The following is an 18,715-nucleotide window of genomic DNA, read 5'->3' as shown; positions in this document are numbered from 1 at the left end:
GGCGGGCGGCTTGACGGGCCGCCCGCCCCCGCGTGCCGGTGCGGACGGATACGCTGATGACCTGATCAACAGGTGTGCGGAGCGCGGAAGTCGGGAAGGCCGCAGATGCGGATGCGGCAGCGATGGGGGCGGCAGTGACGGACGGATTCGACTTCAGCCCGGGGGCCCAGGTGCCTCTGGCGGGTGCGAGCGGCCAGACGGCGGCGACCTACGCGCTGGCCGCGGCGGCGTACCGGGACGACGAGGTCACGAAGATCCTGAACGCCGACAACGAGTGGCACCAGTCCAAGGTGACTCCCCCGCGCTCCTGGGCGAAGATCTTCCGTCCCCGGTTCGGTGAGGCCTTCTCCCGCGCGGTGATCGACCGGATGCTGGGTGCCGGGCGAAAGCCGGTCATCCAGTCCTTCGGCATCGAGCCCCAGGTCGTCGTGGAGCACTGCCTGGCGGCCCACCGCATCCGCCGCGACCGCGACAACTGGCTCTCGGCGATCACGGTGATCTGCGGGGTGCTCTTCCTGCCCGGCTTCCTCGTGTGGCTGCTGGTGTTCACGCTGCGCACCACCATGGCCAAGCGCGAGGACAAGCGCGCGGGCGCTCTCGCCACGACCCTGCTGGTCGCCGTGGGCGCGCTCGCCGTGCTGTTCCTGATCCGCATGCCGTTCACGGGGTTCTGGGCCCTGTACGGGCGCGCGGCGGTGATCATGCCGGTCGTCGGCTGGTTCTGGGCCAAGCAGATCTGTGAGCGGACCGCCCGTGACCTCCGGGAGCGCTGGTCGAGCCTGCTGTCGGGCGGCGGCGTGGGCGCCAAGATCCCCGAGGCCGTCCCCGGCAACCCCGGTGACGCGGCGGAGCAGGTGCGCAAGGAGCTGGCCCGCCTCGCCGCCGAGCAGCGGTCCAACTCGGTCTTCTACGCCGGCCCCAAGGGCATACTCGGCATGGGCACGCGGTGGGGCAGCTGGCAGCTGGCCGAGGAGCTGGTCTCCGCAGAGCCGGGCAAGGAGTTCCATCCGTTCCGCAGCTGGGACGTCATCGTGGCGATCCAGGGCGCTCTCGGCATGCTGGAGCGCACGTCCATCAACACCGGCGGATTCCCCAAGCCGTCGATCACGCACTGGATCGTCACGCCGATCGGCGAGAAGGCGACGGACGTGTCCCGGCCGAGCGGCACGGACGTCGACGCGTACACGGTCCGGACGCACGCCGTACAGGACATCTGCAACAAGCAGCAGTTCGGCAGCGGTGACCGGCACTACCTGGGCGTGCAGTGGACCCTGTGGGACGGCCACCTGGTGATCACGATGCTGATCACGGTGACCGTGCTGCACGACACGCTGCGCATCGAGGTCACCGGCCACGCCCTGGGGCCGGTCAACTCCCTGTTCAACGAGAAGCCGGCGGCCAAGGAGAAGGCGGTGCAGAAGGCCTTGCGGTTCTGGGAGACCCGCACCGTGAAGCTCCCGCTGATCGACGCCGACGAGGTGGTGCGGCTGGCCGCGCGCGCCCCGCTGACCTGGTACCCGCCGCTGCTGAACTGGCTGGGCGGCAGCCTGACGCTGCCGGAGCCGTTCGGTCTGCGGCACGCGTGGGCCGACCAGCCCTGGCGGCACCGGTTCATGGCCGACGACGCGCTGCGGGCGGCCACGCCGGTACTGCGGGCGGTGCATGCGGCGGCGCTGAAGGTGCTGCGGGAGAACGGGGTGGACGTGGAGAAGTTCGGGTCGCGGTCGTCGGCGCTCAGCGGGGCTGTGCAGGAGGCTTCGCCGAAGAAGGCGGATGTCTACGACGCGTAGGCCTCCGGCGGTCGAGCCGATCAGCCGCGGGCCGGGCGTGGTGGTGTCCCTGGGGGCTGCGCCCCCGGACCCCCATCGGCCTGAGCGGCCTCGTCCTCAAACGCCGGACGGGCCGGGAGTACCGGACCCGCCGTAATCAGGCGGTCGGCCAGGCCTCCGCCAGCATCTTCCGCGTGTCCGCCAGGAGCTGCGGGAGCACCCGCGTGTGCCCCACCACCGGCATGAAGTTCGTGTCCCCGCCCCAGCGCGGCACGATGTGCTGGTGCAGGTGCGCGGCGATGCCCGCGCCGGCGACCGTGCCCTGGTTCATGCCGATGTTGAAGCCGTGTGCGCCGGAGGCCGTGCGCAGGGCCGTCATGGCCTGCTTGGTGAGTTCGCCGAGCTCTGCGGACTCCCCCGGCGTGAGGTCGGTGTAGTCGGCGACGTGCCGGTAGGGCACGGTCATCAGGTGCCCGCCGTTGTACGGGTAGAGGTTGAGCACCGCGTAGACCTGCTCGCCGCGCCGGACGACGAGCCCGTCCTCGTCGGACTTGGCCGGGATCGAGCAGAAGGGGCAGCCGTCGCCGGCGCCCGGGCCGGTGGGCTTGTTCTCGCCCTGGATGTAGGCCATCCGATGGGGCGTCCACAGACGCTGGAACGCGTCCTGAGTCCCCACTCCCAGCTGCTGCTCCGGCTCACTCGTCATGCAGTGCAGCATATGGCGTCGAGCTGGGGGGACGGCAAAGGCCCCCGGGATCTCCCCGGGGGCCAGCGCACCGTGTGATCAGACCTGAGCGCGCTCTTCCACGACCTTCTGGATCTTCGCGATGGCCTCGTCGAAGGGGATGCCGTTCTCCTGCGAGCCGTCGCGGTAGCGGAAGGACACGGACTCGTGGGACATGTCCTCGTCGCCCGCGATGACCATGAAGGGCACCTTCTGCTTCTGGGCGTTGCGGATCTTCTTCTGCATGCGGTCGGAGGAGGAGTCGACCTCGACGCGCAGACCCTTCTTCCTGGCCGCGGCCGCGAACTTCTCGAGGTAGTCCACGTGCGCGTCGCCGATCGGGATGCCGACGGCCTGGACGGGGGCCAGCCACGCCGGGAAGGCACCCGCGTAGTGCTCCAGGAGCACCGCGAAGAAGCGCTCGATGGAGCCGAACAGCGCGCGGTGGATCATGACGGGGCGCTGCTTGGCGCCGTCCGGACCCGTGTACTCCAGGTCGAAGCGCTCCGGCAGGTTGAAGTCGAGCTGGATGGTCGACATCTGCCAGGTGCGGCCGATGGCGTCCTTGGTCTGCACGGAGATCTTCGGGCCGTAGAAGGCGGCACCGCCCGGGTCGGGGACGAGCGGCAGGCCCTGCTTCTCGGCGACCTGGCGCAGCGTCTCCGTGGCCTCCTCCCAGGCCTCGTCGGAGCCGACGAACTTCTCCGGGTCCTTGGTGGAGAGCTCCAGGTAGAAGTCGGTCAGGCCGTAGTCACGCAGCAGGCCGAGGACGAAGGTGAGCGTCTTGTCGAGCTCCTCCGACATCTGCTCACGGGTGCAGTAGATGTGCGCGTCGTCCTGGGTGAAGCCGCGGGCCCGGGTCAGGCCGTGCACGACGCCCGACTTCTCGTAGCGGTAGACCGTCCCGAACTCGAAGAGGCGCAGCGGCAGTTCACGGTAGGAACGACCGCGCGCGTCGAAGATCAGGTTGTGCATCGGGCAGTTCATGGGCTTGAGGTAGTAGTCCACGCCCTCGTCGAGCTGCATGGGCGGGTACATGCCGTCGGCGTACCAGTCCAGGTGGCCCGAGGTCTCGAAGAGCTTCCCCTTCGTCGCGTGCGGGGTGTAGACGAACTCGTAGCCCTCCTCCTCGTGGCGGCGGCGCGAGTAGTCCTCCATGACCCGGCGGATGATGCCGCCCTTGGGGTGGAAGACGGCGAGGCCGGAGCCGATCTGCTCCGGGACGGAGAACAGGTCCAGCTCGCTGCCGAGCTTGCGGTGGTCGCGCTTCTCGGCCTCGGCGAGGAACTCCAGGTGCGCCTTCAGCTCGTCCTTGGTGGGCCAGGCGGTGCCGTAGATGCGCTGGAGCATGGGGTTCTTCTCGCTGCCGCGCCAGTAGGCGGCCGCGTTGCGCATCAGCTTGAACGCCGGGATGGCACGGGTCGACGGCAGGTGAGGGCCCCGGCAGAGGTCCTTCCAGCACAGGTCGCCGGTCTTGGCGTCCAGGTTGTCGTAGATCGTCAGCTCGCCGGCGCCGACCTCGACGTCCGCGCCGTCGTCTGACGAGGCGGAGCCCTTGAGGCCGATCAGCTCCAGCTTGTAGGGCTCGTCGGCCAGCTCCTCGCGGGCGGCCTCGTCGGTCACCACGCGGCGGGAGAAGCGCTGCCCCCGCTTCTGGATCTCCTGCATCTTCTTCTCGATGGCCTTGAGGTCATCGGGGTGGAAGGGCTTCTCGACGTCGAAGTCGTAGTAGAAGCCGTCCTTGACGGGCGGGCCGATGCCGAGCTTGGCCTCGGGGAAGAGCTCCTGCACGGCCTGCGCCATGACGTGCGCGGTGGAGTGGCGCAGGATGTTCAGGCCGTCCTCGGAGGAGATCTCGACGCCCTCGACCTCGTCGCCCTCGGACAGGGTGTACGACAGGTCCCTGAGTTCGCCGGCCACGCGCGCGGCGACGACCGAGCGCTCGCCGGCGAAGAGCTCGGCGGCCGTAGTGCCCGTCGTCACCACGCGTTCTTCCCGCTCGGAATCGCGCTGGATGATCACACGGACGTCTGACACCGGTCTCTCCTGACTGAAGGGGGCTGCGGCGCCATACCCGAGCGCGCGCACGAGTAAGGATCGTACCGACCCGGGACCGCCCTTCGCGAAATCAGTCCCCGCAGTCCCCTCCGCAGGCCTCCTCGAAGAAGTCGAGATTCTCGTGGAGCTCCTTCATCAGCCGGTCCCGCTCGGCGTCGTCGACCTGTACGGGGACGACCCCGTGAGCACCGGTGAGACGGCGGAATCCGCCCCGGCTCTCCAGCCGTCCCTGCACCCGCACCGGAAGCCCGACGAGGTGGGCGTGCCCGGCGATCCGGTACGCCTCCTCGTCGAGCGTGATCCGGACGTTCGGCACATCGGCCCCGGCCAGCACGCGCAGCCGTACGGTGCCGTCGCCGCGCGGTCCGGATCTGCGCAGCCGTACCACCGCTCCCGTGATCCGCACCGGGACGGCGGGCTCCTCGCGCAGGTAGCGGGCGCCCGCCTCGCGCAGCACGGCGAGGTCACCGGGCGAGAACCCGACGGGCTCGGCGGAGGGCGCGCAGCCCTCGGGCACACCGGCCGCCGGGGCCCACTCGACGGCGATCCGGGCGCCCTCCGTGCCCCGGACGAGAGCCACGAGCGCCTCGGTGAGCTCATGACTCACCCCTGCCTCGACCGCCGCGTCGAAGGCGTCCATGCCGCCGGTGGCCCGCTGGTAGTCGATCGCCTCCCGGGCGGCGAACAGCGCCTGGTGGAGGCGCACGGCGAGGGGGCGGCCACCGGCGACCGGCACGAACGCGGTGATCCGGCCGTCGGTGGCGGAGCCGACCAGGACGTTCTCCAGGGCCGCGGCGGCGGAGCGGCGGTGGCGGGCGCCGTGGTAGCCGGCCCGGGCGCGGGTGGCGAGGGCCGCCGCGAGCAGTGTCCGGCGGGCGGCGCCGCGCAGCCGGTCCTCGACGGTCCAGGTCGGCGCGCCGGCGGGCCCGGCGGGGACGTCGTGCCACCAGCGGATCTCGTCGCTGGGCACGGCGAGGGAGACGAGCACCTCGCGGGCGGACGGCGAGCCGCTGCGGGACAGGGCGAGCAGGGCCTCGCCGAGCAGGTCGTCGCTGTCGGGGAAGGCGCGGCTCTCCGGCACCAGGAGGCTGGTGCCGCTGCCGCCGGGGCCGGGCGGGGTCCAGCGGCCGTAGCGTCCGGGGGCGCCGCCGCGCCGCTGCCAGCCGTGCCGGCGCAGCAGGGCGCTCAGCACGGCCGGGTCGACGTCGCCGGGCTCGGGCGGGGAGCCGCTCCAGGTGGTGTCGACGGGGTGCGGCCGTACCGGCCTCAGTGGCTCCTCGGTCGGACGGTGCGTCACGGTTTCCCTCCCGTCCCGACCCGCGTCATGATCTCGCAGAGGGCCCGGTCGTCGAAGATGCGTGAGGTCGGGATGCGCACGGTGGTGCGGCGGCGGCCGGTGATCGGTTGTCCGGCGAGGTTGGTCCAGTAGCAGCAGTGCCTCAGGTCGAGCCGGTCGTGGCCGGCGCGCAGCCAGTCGTCCTGGGAGCGGGGCACCAGCATCACCACCAGGATCTTGTGCACCGACACGGGGGTGCGGGCGAGCTTCGCCAGGTGGTCGTTGTCGAGCGTGAAGGAGAAGGTGCGGCCGGGTGGGCTGGGCGGCACCTGGTAGGTGGCCTTGAGCTGCACCTTGATGGTGACCTCGTCATCGACCGTGTGCCCGGGGGCGCTGTGGCTGACGTGCCAGTCGATGCCGTTGTCGGGAAAGGGCTGCGACAGCGAGCAGCCGGCCGCTGCCGCGACGGCGTGCAGATAGCCGACCTGCAGTGTCTCCATGCAGGCGGTGGTGGCGAGAGTGCCGCGAGAGGGAGCCGTGCGCTCGGGCAGCAGCCCGCCCCGTTCGGGCTGCGCAATGGCCATGGCCAACAGCCTTCCAGAACAAGTGATTCCCCGCTGCGGGCCGCTGAACTGCAACAACCCGTACTCCTGTTGTCTCCTTCCGGCGTACGGCGCAAACAGCACGGGTATCACCGGATCGGGCAGCGGACGGTGCGTCAACTGCCGAAGGTGAACGAGGGGTTGTGTGGCTATGACGATGTGCTGGTACGAGGGGCCGCTGGCCGCCTTCGACACGGAGACGACGGGCGTGGACGTCGAGACCGACCGGATCGTGTCGGCCGCCGTCGTCGTCCAGGATGCCCCGGGCATCCGGCCGCGGGTGAGCCGCTGGCTGGTGAACCCGGGGGTGCCGGTGCCCGCCGGGGCGACGGCGGTGCACGGGCTGACGGAGGAGCACCTGCAGCGCAACGGCCGGTGGCCGGCGCCGGTGATGCACGAGATAGCGCAGGCACTGGCCGAGCAGGCGCACGCCGGGCGCCCGGTCGTGGTGATGAACGCGCCGTTCGATCTGACGCTGCTGGACCGGGAGTTGCGCCGGCATCGTGCCTCTTCGCTCGGCCGCTGGTTCGAGTCGGCGCCGCTGTCCGTGCTGGACCCGCGGGTCCTGGACAAGCATCTGGACCGCTACCGCAAGGGCCGCCGCACCCTGACCGACCTGTGTGCGCACTACGGCGTCGCCCTGGAGGGCGCGCACGACGCGGCGGCCGACGCCGTCGCGGCACTGGAGGTCACCCGGGCGGTGGGCCGCCGGTTCGCGTCCCGGCTGGAGCGTCTCGCCCCGGGTGAGCTGCACACCCTGCAGGCGGTGTGGCACGCGGCGCAGGCGCGGGGGCTGCAGGCGTGGTTCGCGCGCAGTGGCGTGGACGAGGCGGTCGACCCGGCCTGGCCGCTGCGTCCGGACCTGCCGGCTGCGGCCTGAGCGAAGCGGTCCCGCACATGAAAAAACCGGTCCGTCTGTGACGGACCGGCTGTTTCCGGTGGGCGATACTGGGTTCGAACCAGTGACCTCTTCGGTGTGAACGAAGCGCTCTCCCACTGAGCTAATCGCCCGGGAACGCACTGAACCATACAGGTCCGGGCACGCTTCCTTCAAACCGCTCGCAGGTGCCTGAGGAGCCCGCGCCGCCCGGACCGCATCATCAGGGCGTGGTTGGCGCGGAAGACGGGCCGCCCCGGTACGGCGAGGCGCCGCAGCAGCGGCTTGTGCACACCGACGACCTGGTCGTACCGCGCGAGACTGCCCGCCCCGTGCGGTGTGACGGTCCAGCGCGCCCAGCCCTCGAGGTCCCCGGACAGTGCCGTCTCCAGCACGCCTGCCGCCGGATCGTGCCGCACCTCCCGCGCCGTGAAGGTCATGTCGTACGGCAGGACGGAGCGGACGCGGATCACCCCGGTGGTGTCGTCGAGCCGGGTCACCTCCTTGACCTGGCGCCACCAGCGCGGGTAGTCCTCGGGGCGTTCCAGCACGCCGTAGACCGCGGCGGGTGGTGCGGGCAGAGGCCACAGACTCCGGAAGCGGTATTGGTTCCAGTCCATTCCGGCAGTCTGCCCACTCGCGACGCGGACTGTCTGAGTACGCGCCTGAGTATCCGCACTCATGCCGTGCGAGGTGACGCGAACCACACTGCGTCCATGACCAACCTTCCGCCGCCGGCCGAGGAACTGCGCCTCCTCGATGCCGAACTCTGGCAACTGGACGCCCGGCGCGCCCAGTTGCTCTCTCGTCGCGCCTGGCTGGTCGCGGCACTGCACCAGACGCAGCAGCAGTCGCGGGCCCAGGCCTCGACGCAGCCGCCCGCCGCCGCGCCCCGCCCGGAGACGGCCGCGCCCAGCGTGCAGAACGTGCTGCTGGTCCTCGGCGGTGTCCTGCTCACGCTCGCGGCGGCGGTGTTCACACTGGTCAGCTGGGGGCACATGGGGATCGCCGGGCGGGCCCTGGTGCTCGGCGCGGTCACGTTGGCCGCGCTCGCCGTGCCCGTGGCACTGCTGAAGCGGGGGCTGCGGTCGACGGCCGAGTCCGTGGCGGGCCTCGGGCTCGCCCTGACCGTCCTGGACGCCTACGCACTGCACGCGGCGGCCCTCTCCCGGACGGACGGCACCGGGTACGCGGCCGCCGCGTCGGCGGTGCTGGCGGCGACCTGGTCGGCGTACGGCCTGCTGCCCGTCACGGCGGCGCTGCGCCTGCCCCTGCCCTGCGCCCTGGCCGTGGCCCAGTTCCCGCTGCTGCTGTGGGCCCTGTCCGCCGACGCGGGTCCGTATGTGATCACGGCCGCGCTGCTGGTGACGGCCGGGCTCGACGCGGTGGCGGTGGTGCGGTTGCCGTCCGGGGCCGTGCGGATCACCGCCGCCGTCGGTGCGTACGGCATGGGTGGCTGGGGCGTTCTGGGTGCAGGCTGGCTGTCCTTGACGGCCGGCGGCCCGGGTGACGCTTCCCGTGCCGGGGCGTTGCTCCTGCTCGCGGCGGCCATCACGCTGGGTGCGGTCCGGCGGGGGCCGGGCATCGGGCACGCCTTCGGTCTCGCGATCACGTCCGGGCTGCTCGTCGTGGCCGCGCTCGGTGGGGTGGCTCGTTCCGGGGTGCCCTCGGAGTGGGCGGTTCCGGCTCATCTGGCCGTCGGCATCGCCCTGTTGGGCGCGGTGCGGATCGAGCGGCTGCCGGACGCGCTGCGGAGGGGCTTCGCCTGGGCCTCCGGTGCCGTACAGGCGCTGGCGGTGCTGTGGACGCTGCCCGTGGTCGCGGTGGTGCTGCTGGGCCCGGCCGGCTGGGCGGGCCGGGTGTGGAGCGGTGCGCCGTCGGACGCCCGTGCGGCGGTGGCCGTCGGGGCGCCCTGGCCGCCGGACGCGGCGATGGCTCCCCTGGTGCTGGTGGCCGTCGCCGCCGTCCTCGCCCTGGCGGTCCGCGCGCAGGAGTGGCGTGGGCGGGCCCGGCTCGGTTCCCTGAGTCTGCTCTGGGCCACGGCTCTGCTGCTTCCGGCGGTCTTCGAGGCTCCTTACCTCGCGGGGATGGTGGTCCTGGCTCTGATGACGGCGGCGGCGCTGTACGCCTGCCGGGTCACTGCGTCGGCCGCGCAGGTCACGGCCCTCGTCCTCGCCCTGGTCACGGCTGTCGGCCTCACTCTGGTCTCCCTCGCCTCCCAGTCCGCGACCCTCGGCGTGCTGTCGGTGCTGACGGCGCTGTCCGCCGCGGCCTCGTGGCGGGCGGGCACCGCCCCCTTCACGGCCCCGGCGGCTCTCGTGTACGCCGCTGCCCTGGCCTCGGCGTCCGGTGCCGCCGCGGAGTGGCCGCCGGCCCGAACCGCCTTGCTGGTCCTGGTGGTTGTCGCTGCCGCCGCCCTGCTGGCGCCGCGTCTCGGTGCGTCCCGGGCGACGGTGCCCGTCGAGGCCGTGGGAATCGCCCTCGGGCTGTTCGCCGTGGCTCTCGCCGTCACCGACCCGCCGATGCTCGCCCTGGTGCTGGCCCTGTGCGGGGTGATCGCCGCGGGCACGGCCCTGCGCGCCGGGCGGCATCCCGTCGGCTACGCGGCCACGGCCCTGTTCGTGCTGGCCGCGTGGGTGCGCCTGGCAGCCTGGGACGTCGGCACGCCCGAGGCGTACACGCTTCCGGTGACCGTCCCGGCGCTGCTCGTCGGAGTGCTCCGCCGGCGCCGCGACCCGCAGGCCTCCTCCTGGTCGGCGTACGGCCCCGGGCTCGCCGCCACCCTCGTGCCGAGCCTGGTCGCGGCCTGGTCCGATCCGCACTGGACACGGCCGCTGCTCCTGGGCACGGCGGCGCTGCTGGTCACCCTGCTCGGTGCCCGGCACCACCTCCGGGCGCCGCTGGTGCTCGGCGGCTCGGTGCTGGCCCTGGTCACCCTGCACGAACTCGCCCCCTACGTCGTGCAGGTGACGGGGGCGCTCCCGCGCTGGGCCCCTCCCGCCCTCGCCGGACTCCTGTTGCTCGCCCTCGGGGCGACGTACGAGCAGCGGATCCGGGACGTCCGGCGGGTCCGGGAGGTCCTGGGGCGGATGGACTAGAGGGCTTCTGCAGGCCCTGGCCGAGCGGACCCCGGTGCCTCGGCACGGGATGCGCTCGGCCGGTCCCCCGTTTACGGCATCCTGTCCCCGAGCAGTGCCAGGTTCTCGATGGCGGCGAGGCCGTACAGCGCGGTCTCGTTCGTGGACACCCAGGTGGCCTCGCTGCCCGGCACCAGCGCGACCGGACCGCTCAGCTTCTCCGTCCGCCAGGGCGCCGACTCCTTGTAGCCGTCGGAGTTGTAGAACTTCTCCCACGCCCGCTTGGCGAGCTTCTCGTCGCCGGTCTTGACGGCCGCGTACGCGTCGAGGCGCGAGTGGCCCTGGAAGAGCAGCAGGCTGCCGAAGTTGGAGCCGTAGCGGGCCGCCTGTTCGGCCTTGGTGGCGTTGAAGTAGCGGCAGTAGTCGAAGTACGCCTCGTTGAACTTCGGCATGTCGATCAGGTCGATGAGCTCGGCACACAGCTCGTTGAGGCCGAAGACGGCCGAGAGGTGCGACACCTCCACCTTGGGCTGGGCGGCGACGGCGAACCTGCCGGTGTCCAGGTCGTACAGGCCGCTGCCCTGGACGAAGCCGTTGGGCTGGGCGGCGATGGTCTCCATCGTGGACAGCACGCGGGCCTTGGCCTTCTCCCACTTCGGGCCCTTGCGTTCCCACTCCGTCAGCCAGGCCGACACCAGGCCGCTCCAGTCCGTGCCGAAACCGATCGACAGGGCGTGCCGGTCGGGCGTGTACGGCTCGGTGCGGATCTTGCGGAGCGGGTCGAGGGCGAGGAACGTCTCGTCGGAGTCGACGTTGGCGTGCATGAGGTCGCCGACCCGTTCGTCCGCCGTGAGGAAGTAGTAGTAGCGCCGGTAGGTGGTGTTGGCGATGCGCTGCTGCTTGGCGCTGTCGGCGAAGTGCTGCACGCCGTGCCGGGTGCCGAGGCCCGCCCACTTGCCCAGGTGGTAGACGTCGACCTCCCCGGTGTGCCGCGTCATCGCCTCGGCGAAGCGGAAGATGTCGGCGCGGCCGGAGCGCAGGTAGGCGAACCAGAGCCACAGGTCCGGCGAGAGCTCGGAGTTGTCCCAGGCGTAGCCGCCGATGTCGTACCGCCACTGGTGCCGGAACGTGTCATAGGTGTGCATGATGTCGCCGTAGTCCCAGAAGCCGTACCAGCGGCGCTGCTCCACCTGGTCCTTGTAGAAGGTGAAGAGGAAGTCGAGGTGGTCCTCGATCTTCGCCTTGGCCGGGGTGGAGCGGTCGGGCTCGGAGTACATGCCCGGCCCGAAGACCTTGGCCCTGATGAGCTGCTGGGGCGGGGCGGCCAGCTGCGGCAGCACGCGGACGGCCTCGACCTGCTCGGCGAACCGGTCGGGGCTGGGGGTCGACTCGTTGGCCCAGAAGAGGAGTTCGGAGGTGCGGGCGATGCCGTACGGGGTGCCGAACTCCGGCTCGTAGTCCTCGTAGGTGATGTTGAGGCCTTCGATCTGCTCGGGGTAGGTGTCCTGGCCCATGCCGTCGTGGTAGAAGCGCATGTCCATGGGCTGTGCCTCGGGCGACCAGAGCCAGAGGGTGACCTCGGCCTCGTCGGTGTGGGCGTCCCGGATGTCGAGTTGGGCGGGGAACTTCTCCCAGAAGTCGCGCAGTCCGAAGGAGAACCCGCCGCTCGCCCCGCCGACGTAGCCGAAGCCGGACGCGCGCCGGCCACCCCCCGCGGCGACCCAGCCGTGGCCCTTCTTGGTGCGCTTGCGCAGTGTGAAGCCGTCGGCGGACAGCTGGGAGAGGGTGTAGTCACCCCACTCGGGGATGTACTGCAGCCGGGTCGTCACCCGCTGGTCCCAGGTGGCGGGGTCGGGCAGCTTTTTGCCCTCGAACTGGGCCGCCTGCACAGCCGCGCCCGGGTCCCGGCGCAGTCCGGTGATGCCCTTGACGGCCTCGCGCAGCAGTCCGGTGCCGTCGCCGCCGATGCGGATGTGGCGGTCGTACGACTCGTCCCGCAGGGGCACGGTGAAGCGGACGCCGAGGCCGCGGATGAAGTCGCCACTGGCCTTGCCCGGCTCCTGCTTGCCGTCGTAGGTGATGGTGTGCACCATGCGGAAGGAGTCGGCTCCCGCGTAGAAGTAGAGCCTGATCGAGAAGGGCAGCCAACTGCGGCCGCCCCTGCGGTGCTTGCCGTCGATGCGCACGACCGCGCGGACCGGGCCGGCCTGCTCGACCTCGACCTTGGAGATCGCACCGTCGAAGCGCTCGGTCTTGACCGCGCCCTGGTCCTCGTCCTCGATCTCGGGCTGGCGGATCAGCACGAGCCGGCCGTTCTTCGCGATCTCCGTGGAGCCGCGGGTGACGGACTTGACGAGGGTGGAGCCGGACTTGCCGATCTTCGCGGTGATGACGCCGGTGGAGATGTCGATGGTGCCGCCGCGCTTCTCGACGGTGACCTTCTTCTCGGGCGCGGCGGGCGTCCCGGCGGCGAGGGTGAGCTTGCCGTCGCCCGAGGCGACCGCGTGCGCGGTCCACTTGAGGGATCCGTCGGGCCAGTAGGCGATCGGCCAGGACTGCACGGGTACGGCCTTGCCGCCGGCGTCCGTCAGCGCGAAGGTCTGGTCCTTCCGGTACGCGCCCTTGGGCCAGGGCACGCCGACGGTGGAGCCGGGTGCGGCGCCGAGGCCGCCGTCCTCCAGCCAGTCCAGGGTGACCGGGTCCGCGTCGGCGGGTTCGGCTCTGGGCGCGGCCTGGGCGTCCTGGGCTCCCAGTGCCCAGCTGAACTGGGCGGCGGCTCCGGTGACGGCGGCTGCCTTGAGGAGGGACCTGCGGGGGATGGGAGACATGGCGATGCTGCCTTTCCTTGTCCGTACGGGAAGCGGTTCCGTGCGTTGGTCAGGGGCATGACAGAGGGGTGCGGCACCGGGGGCGGTGCCGGCCTGGAAGGGGACACCGCCGTTCAGCGGTGCCGGTACCGCTCCTCCACGGCGACGGCCGCCGCGGCGACGGCTCCGAGGACGGCGATCGCCAGGGGTGCGGCGAACCAGGCGGACAGGGCCACCACGGCCAGCCCGCCGACGATCAGGAAGGACCCGGCCGGATCGAGCACCGTCCGCCGCCCGGCCCCGGCCAGCAGCGTCCGCCAGCGGGCGCCGGGCGCCCAGACCGCCGCCGCGCGCAGACCGGCCACGACGAGCCCGATCAGGGCGACGACCCCGACGGCCCCGGCCAGCGGCCCACCGGGAATCCCCGCCCGGGCCGCCTGCACGTCCACCCAGACCGCGGCCACCGCCGCCCACCCGGCGAGCCCGGCGAGCCACCCGCCACGCAGGGCCGTGCGGAAGTCGCCGGCGAACTCCCGCCAGCCACCGCCCTCATGAGCGGTACGGCGTCGCAGATGCCGCGCCCCGGCGGCGAACGCGGCGGGATAGGTGACGACTCCCAGGGAGGCCACCGCGATCCACACACCGGTCAGCAGGCACTCGGCGAACACCGCGAACCGCTCGGCAAGCGCCGACTCGCCCCGTGCCTTCACCCGTGTCCCGGCCATGCCCGCCTCAGCCCTTCAGACCCGACGTGGCCATGCCGTCGATCAGATACCGCTGGAAGGCGAGGAAGAAGGCGAGCACCGGCAGCAGCGCGACCAGCGACATGGCGATCATGCCGCCGTAGTTGGCCACCCCCTCCTGGTCGACGAACATCTTCAGGCCGAGCGAGACCGTGTACTTGTCGGGCTCGTTGAGGTAGATCAGCGGGCCCATGAAGTCGTTCCAGCTGTTGATGAAGGTGAAGATCGCGCTGGTGATCAGGGCCGGCCGGCTCAGCGGCAGCACGATCGACCAGTAGATCCGGAAGTGGCCGCAGCCGTCGAGGCGGGCCGCCTCGTCCAGTTCCCTGGGCATGCTGCGCATGAACTGCACCATCAGGAAGATGAAGAACGCCTCGGTGGCCAGGTACTTCCCGAGCAGCAGCGGCGTGTAGGTGTTGATCATCTCCATGTTGCGGAACAGCACGTACTGCGGGATCAGCAGCACGTGGTACGGCAGCAGGAGGGTGCCGATCATCAGCGTGAACAGCAGATTGCGCCCCGCGAACCTGATCCTCGCGAAGGCGTAGGCCGTCAGCGAGCAGGACACCAGGATGCCGATGACCGAACCGACCGCGAGGAAGAGAGAGTTGTAGAAGAACGTGGAGATCGAGATGTCGGCGATGCCGTCGGCCAGGCTCCGGTAGTTGTCGACGACCGGGTCGCCCGGGAACAGGTCCAGGCTGCCGACGATGTCCTCGCTCTTCTTGAAGGACCCGCCGACGACCCAGATCACGGGGTAGAGGATCACCGCGAGGATCAGCAGGGACCCGATGTGCCAGGCGAGGGAGCCGGGCAGCCGGTGCCGGAGCGCCCCGGCTCCGGCGGAGGGCTTGATGCCGGTGGCCGATGGGGGTGCCCCCTGATCGAGCGGAGTCGAGAGATTGGGGGAGCTCATCGGGCGCCCTCCTCGTAGTGCACCCAGCGCTTCTGGGACCAGAACAGCACCGCCGTCACCAGGGCGACCGCGATCAGCAGGAGCCAGGCCATCGCGGAGGCCAGACCCATGCGGCTGTTCTCGAAGCCCTGGACGTAGAGATAACAGGTGTAGACCATCGAGCCGTCGGCCGGACCGCAGGCGTTGCCCCCGGCACCGCCGCCGACGATGTACGCCGAACTGAAGATCTGGAAGGAGTGGATCGTCTCCAGCAGGACGTTGAAGAAGAGGACGGGCGAGATCATCGGCAGCGTGATGTTCCAGAACCGCCGCAGCTTGCCCGCCCCGTCGACCTCGGCCGCCTCGTACAGCTCGCGCGGGACCTGCTTGAGGCCGGCCAGGAAGATGACCATGGGGGCGCCGAACTGCCAGACGGTGAGTGCCACCAGACTGTAGATGATCATGTCCGGGTTGCCGGTCCAGCCGCCGACGTCGATCCCGAAGATCTTCTGCGTGCGGTCGACGACCGCGTCGTCCGAGAAGATCGCCTTCCACACGATCGCGACGGAGACGCTCGCGCCGATGAGCGACGGCGCGTAGAAGGCGGCCCGGTAGAAGGCCTGCCCGCGCCGGCTCTGGGCTAGCAGCAGCGCCACACCGAGGGCCGCGAGCAGCTTCAGCGGTGTGCCGACGGCGACGTACCAGAGCGTCACCCGCACCGAGTGGCGCCAGCGTGGATCGCCGAACATCTCGGAGAAGTTGTCGAGGCCGATCCACTTGGGCGCGTCGAACAGGTTGTAGTCGGTGAAGGCGAAGTAGAGCGACGCGATCATCGGACCCGCCGTGAGCAGCAGGAACCCGGCGATCCACGGGGACATGAAGAGATAGCCGGCCAGGTTCTCCCGGCGCCGCCGCCGCTTGAGGGCGGCGGGGCGCGCGGGCTTCACCGGACCGTGCCGCGGCTCGGAGTCCTGGGACAGGCCCTCCATCGCAGGGGCGTGTGTCACGGTGGTTCCCATCAGGTGCCGAGAGCCGTCTTCGACTCGGTGAAGAACTGCTTGACGGCCTCGTCCACCGAGCGCTTGCCCAGGCCGAGCTCCTCACCGATGCGCAGGAAGGCCGCCTCGCAGATGTCCGCGCCGTTCGGATGCGGGGTGATGGGCTCCAGGACACCCGCCTCGACGAGGGACTCCTCGTAGGCGGCTATCGCCTTGTTGACCTCGTCGGTCGGCTCGTACGCGTCGTACTGGGCCTGGGTCGCGGGCACGCCGCGGTCGTAGCCCATGATCTTGGCGACCTCGGGGTCGTGCACCATGAAGTCGATGAACTGGGCGACTTCCTTGGGGTGCTGGGTGCGCTTGGAAGCGCTGAGCATGAGCGAGCCGAGGTACTGACCGGTCTTCTTGCCGTCGGTGGTCGGGATGGGGGCCAGGCCGTACTCGCTCTTGCCCTCGGAGGTGTAGCGGACGGTGAAGTTGTCCCAGGTGAACTCACCAGCGGCGATTTCCCCGGAGACCGCCGACTTGGGCTTGATCTGGGCGACCTTCTTCTGGTCGGCGTAGCTGCCGTCCTCGACACCCTTCTCGGCCTTCGCCCACCAGCGCTTCAGGTCCGCCTCGGTGAAGCCGAGCCCGTCCTCGGTGAAGAACGCCTTGCCGTTCTGGCGCAGGTAGAGGTCGTAGAGGTACATGACGTTGTACGGGCCGGTGTCACCGGCGCGCCCCGTCTTGTCGCGGATCTTCCTCATCGCCGCGTGGTAGTCGTCCCAGGTCCAGCCCTGCTCCGGCTTCACGCCCGCCCTGGCGTAGACGGGCTTGTCGATCACCAGGGCCATCGAGTTGGAGCCGACCGGAACACCGAGGAGCTTGCCGTCGATCTCACCGAACTTGTCGAGCCCCGCCCGGAATCCCTCCATGGAGAGATTGCCCGCCTCGGCCTGCTCACTGAGATCGAGCAGAACGTTCTTCGCGTCGTATTTGCGCAGGAATCCGATGGCATTCTGGAAGACGTCCGGCGGATTGCCGCCCGAGGCTTGGGTGTTGAACTTCTTCCAGAAGTCCGTGTAGGGCTGGAAGTCTGTTTTCACCTTGATCTTCGGGTACTTCTTCTCGAAGAGCGCGATGGTCTTGTTGATTCTCTGGGCGCGGTCCTCCGCGCCCCACCACGCGTAACGGATCGTCACCGTCCCGTCCGCGGAGGTCCCTCCGTCACCGCCGCAACCGGTCGTCGCGGCCAGCCCCAGCGTCGCTGCCGTGGCTCCGGCCGCCTTCAGGATGGTACGCCTCTCAACTTTCCTGCCGTTCACCACGGTTGGACCTCCCCGCACGTCGTCCCGCTCGCATGAATCGTTTCAAGTAAGCGCTTGCTGGCACAAGGTACGGAGGGGCTGAGGGTGCGTCAATGATTCGGACAAGATTTTCTTACCGAGGGATCGGGCCATGGAACCGGACCAGGGGGTGGCGCCGGGAGCGACGCCGGACGACACGGCTGGTGACGGCCACGTGACCGAACCTCCGAACACGGCGGGTCGAGTCGGGCCGATGTCGGGCGCGACCGAAAGACGACGGTGAGGTGGAGGGAGAGGGGCGTGAGAATGAGGGTGAGTTCCGGCCATGTGGCGTTGGAGTGGGAGGCGTTGCGCGGGCGGGTTCGGCCGGGGGCGGCCGCGACCGGGGCGACGGGCGGGGAGGGATGAGGGTGAGGGGCCGGCGGGTGAGGCCCGGGGGTGGCAGCACGGTGGGCTGACGGGGCGGCACCTGAGATCGCCGGTGGGCAGCACGTGGGCGGGCTGGAGAGGGTCCGGGACGGCGACGTACGGGCGGATGGGCACCGTCCTCGCAAGCGCTCTGACGTACGGAGTCGGTCCGGCGGCGGATCCGCGGCACAGCGGCCCGTTGAGCGGACCTCGGCGGGGGCGGCGGCCCGGCTCCCCGAGCAAGAGGCCTGGCCTTCCGGCCCAAGGGCGGATCTCGGCCCCAGCTGACCCGACGAGCGGATCTCGCCACCAGCGGCGCGCCCCGAGGGACGACAGCAGCACGACCAGCTCGCAGCAGGGCTCCCGGCACACCCGCCCGTGAACAGCACTCAACCCAGCTGCCCCGACAGGCGGCCCTCGCCACCAGCGGCTCGTGGTCGGGAGCGACAGCGGCACGACCGGCTCCCCAGGCAGAATCTCCTGCCACGCAAGCCCCGAGCCGGCCCGCCAAGGGGTGCCGGCGCCCTGGCGGCCCCGGACGGGGGTCACCGGCACGCCTCACTCGAGGAGTGATCTCGGAGCGAACCGGCCCGTCGGGGCGGCCTCGGCTGCTCCGCCGGCCTTCCAGCCGGCGCCCCGTGTCACGCCCGGCTCTCCCAGCCGATCTCGGCACCAGCGGTCCAAGGGGCGGGGTCGGCAGCACGAGCGGCCCACCGAGCCGGATCCCTGAACGCCGGCCCCTCGGGCAGACACATCACCGACCGGTCCGACGACAGGCCCAGCGCGCACGAGCAGCCCACCGATCACGCCCCCTCAACGCCCAGCCCCTCCGGCAGACCACATCACCGACCGGTCCCACAACAGGCTCAGCGGCGCGAGCGTGCCCGCCCGACAGGGGTCCTGGCCCGTCCCCGCCCGCAGAGGGGCGGATCTCGGCGTCAGCGGGGGTCCGGGCGTGACCAGGGAAGGGAGTTCCCGCGAACCGCGGAGCAGACCGCCGCACAGCAGACCGCCGGCAGCCGACACCCGCTGCCCGACGGCACGCCCCCGGCGTGCGTGGGTACAACGACGGCGGCCCACCTGCGCAATCGCAGGTGAGCCGCCGGGGCTGGTGGGCGATACTGGGTTCGCACCAGTGAACACTTCGGTGTGGACGAAGCGCTCTCCCACAGAGCTAATCGCCCGGACGCAG

Annotated in this window: 13 protein-coding genes and 2 tRNA genes; 3 read left to right on the top strand and 12 right to left on the bottom strand. The window is 71.0% G+C overall.

Features of this window, described 5'->3' with window-relative positions; translation table 11 throughout:
* The first annotated feature begins 122 nt into the window (after nt 1–122).
* Complete coding sequence (locus tag ACFU3E_RS37265) at nt 123–1,790, top strand: hypothetical protein (RefSeq protein ID WP_384168892.1); 1,668 nt, start codon at nt 123–125, stop codon at nt 1,788–1,790.
* A 136-nt stretch (nt 1,791–1,926) separates the two neighbouring features.
* Here ACFU3E_RS37265 and ACFU3E_RS37260 read toward each other — a convergent pair whose 3' ends face one another.
* The 4 genes from ACFU3E_RS37260 to ACFU3E_RS37245 all read right to left on the bottom strand — a co-directional run bounded on the left by ACFU3E_RS37260 (nt 1,927) and on the right by ACFU3E_RS37245 (nt 6,411).
* A complete protein-coding gene (locus ACFU3E_RS37260) occupies nt 1,927–2,487 on the bottom strand; it encodes an HIT family protein (protein WP_384168890.1) in 561 nt (186 codons plus the stop codon).
* Nucleotides 2,488–2,553: 66 nt separating this feature from the next.
* A complete protein-coding gene (gene thrS / locus ACFU3E_RS37255) occupies nt 2,554–4,530 on the bottom strand; it encodes a threonine--tRNA ligase (RefSeq protein ID WP_384168888.1) in 1,977 nt (658 codons plus the stop codon).
* A 91-nt stretch (nt 4,531–4,621) separates the two neighbouring features.
* Complete coding sequence (locus tag ACFU3E_RS37250; protein WP_384168885.1) at nt 4,622–5,848, bottom strand: hypothetical protein; 1,227 nt, start codon at nt 5,846–5,848, stop codon at nt 4,622–4,624.
* Nucleotides 5,845–6,411 (bottom strand): DUF4365 domain-containing protein, encoded by a 567-nt coding sequence (locus tag ACFU3E_RS37245; protein ID WP_384168882.1) that lies wholly within the window; start codon nt 6,409–6,411, stop codon nt 5,845–5,847. Before ACFU3E_RS37245 ends, ACFU3E_RS37250 begins: the two co-directional genes overlap by 4 nt.
* A gap of 169 nt (nt 6,412–6,580) precedes the next feature.
* Here ACFU3E_RS37245 and ACFU3E_RS37240 point away from each other — a divergent pair, with 169 nt between their 5' ends.
* Nucleotides 6,581–7,309, top strand: a complete 729-nt coding sequence (locus tag ACFU3E_RS37240) for a 3'-5' exonuclease (RefSeq protein WP_384168894.1) — start codon at nt 6,581–6,583, stop codon at nt 7,307–7,309.
* 59 nt (nt 7,310–7,368) lie between these two features.
* Here the strand turns inward: ACFU3E_RS37240 and ACFU3E_RS37235 are convergent.
* Both ACFU3E_RS37235 and ACFU3E_RS37230 read right to left on the bottom strand, forming a co-directional pair.
* Nucleotides 7,369–7,440 (bottom strand) — tRNA-Val (locus tag ACFU3E_RS37235).
* Between the two features lie 39 nt (nt 7,441–7,479).
* Nucleotides 7,480–7,926, bottom strand: coding sequence for an SRPBCC family protein (locus tag ACFU3E_RS37230; RefSeq protein WP_384168879.1), 447 nt, complete (start codon nt 7,924–7,926; stop codon nt 7,480–7,482).
* Between the two features lie 96 nt (nt 7,927–8,022).
* On the opposite strand from ACFU3E_RS37230, the gene ACFU3E_RS37225 reads away from it, so the two are divergent.
* Nucleotides 8,023–10,404, top strand: a complete 2,382-nt coding sequence (locus tag ACFU3E_RS37225) for an SCO7613 C-terminal domain-containing membrane protein (protein WP_384168877.1) — start codon at nt 8,023–8,025, stop codon at nt 10,402–10,404.
* 71 nt (nt 10,405–10,475) lie between these two features.
* Here the strand turns inward: ACFU3E_RS37225 and ACFU3E_RS37220 are convergent, their stop codons facing one another.
* The 6 genes from ACFU3E_RS37220 to ACFU3E_RS37195 all read right to left on the bottom strand — a co-directional run bounded on the left by ACFU3E_RS37220 (nt 10,476) and on the right by ACFU3E_RS37195 (nt 18,707).
* Nucleotides 10,476–13,211 carry a Tat pathway signal sequence domain protein gene (locus tag ACFU3E_RS37220; RefSeq protein WP_384168874.1) on the bottom strand — a complete coding sequence of 912 codons (2,736 nt, stop codon included), beginning with the start codon at nt 13,209–13,211 and terminating at the stop codon, nt 10,476–10,478.
* A gap of 113 nt (nt 13,212–13,324) precedes the next feature.
* Complete coding sequence (locus ACFU3E_RS37215) at nt 13,325–13,915, bottom strand: hypothetical protein (protein ID WP_384168871.1); 591 nt, start codon at nt 13,913–13,915, stop codon at nt 13,325–13,327.
* Nucleotides 13,916–13,922: 7 nt separating this feature from the next.
* Complete coding sequence (locus ACFU3E_RS37210; protein WP_384168868.1) at nt 13,923–14,849, bottom strand: carbohydrate ABC transporter permease; 927 nt, start codon at nt 14,847–14,849, stop codon at nt 13,923–13,925.
* A complete protein-coding gene (locus tag ACFU3E_RS37205) occupies nt 14,846–15,847 on the bottom strand; it encodes a carbohydrate ABC transporter permease (protein WP_384168865.1) in 1,002 nt (333 codons plus the stop codon). Before ACFU3E_RS37205 ends, ACFU3E_RS37210 begins: the two co-directional genes overlap by 4 nt.
* Nucleotides 15,847–17,136 carry an ABC transporter substrate-binding protein gene (locus ACFU3E_RS37200; protein WP_384168862.1) on the bottom strand — a complete coding sequence of 430 codons (1,290 nt, stop codon included), beginning with the start codon at nt 17,134–17,136 and terminating at the stop codon, nt 15,847–15,849. The genes ACFU3E_RS37205 and ACFU3E_RS37200 overlap by 1 nt, the downstream gene beginning before the upstream one ends.
* Nucleotides 17,137–18,632: 1,496 nt before the next feature.
* Nucleotides 18,633–18,707: transfer RNA gene (locus tag ACFU3E_RS37195), tRNA-Val, on the bottom strand.
* Between the last annotated feature and the right edge of the window lie 8 nt (nt 18,708–18,715).

Origin of the sequence: Streptomyces sp. NPDC057424, assembly GCF_042803315.1 — a bacterium.
GTDB lineage: Bacteria > Actinomycetota > Actinomycetes > Streptomycetales > Streptomycetaceae > Streptomyces.
This window is presented reverse-complemented; position numbering and strand designations above follow the sequence as displayed.

Coding starts and splice junctions, on each gene's coding strand:
- ACFU3E_RS37205 (WP_384168865.1), bottom strand. CDS start 15,847: ATGGGAACCACCGTGACACACGCCCCTGCGATGGAGGGCCTGTCCCAG.
- ACFU3E_RS37215 (WP_384168871.1), bottom strand. CDS start 13,915: ATGGCCGGGACACGGGTGAAGGCACGGGGCGAGTCGGCGCTTGCCGAG.
- ACFU3E_RS37245 (WP_384168882.1), bottom strand. CDS start 6,411: ATGGCCATTGCGCAGCCCGAACGGGGCGGGCTGCTGCCCGAGCGCACG.
- ACFU3E_RS37240 (WP_384168894.1), top strand. CDS start 6,581: ATGACGATGTGCTGGTACGAGGGGCCGCTGGCCGCCTTCGACACGGAG.
- ACFU3E_RS37265 (WP_384168892.1), top strand. CDS start 123: ATGGGGGCGGCAGTGACGGACGGATTCGACTTCAGCCCGGGGGCCCAG.
- ACFU3E_RS37230 (WP_384168879.1), bottom strand. CDS start 7,926: ATGGACTGGAACCAATACCGCTTCCGGAGTCTGTGGCCTCTGCCCGCA.
- ACFU3E_RS37260 (WP_384168890.1), bottom strand. CDS start 2,487: ATGCTGCACTGCATGACGAGTGAGCCGGAGCAGCAGCTGGGAGTGGGG.
- ACFU3E_RS37220 (WP_384168874.1), bottom strand. CDS start 13,211: ATGTCTCCCATCCCCCGCAGGTCCCTCCTCAAGGCAGCCGCCGTCACC.
- ACFU3E_RS37225 (WP_384168877.1), top strand. CDS start 8,023: ATGACCAACCTTCCGCCGCCGGCCGAGGAACTGCGCCTCCTCGATGCC.
- ACFU3E_RS37210 (WP_384168868.1), bottom strand. CDS start 14,849: ATGAGCTCCCCCAATCTCTCGACTCCGCTCGATCAGGGGGCACCCCCA.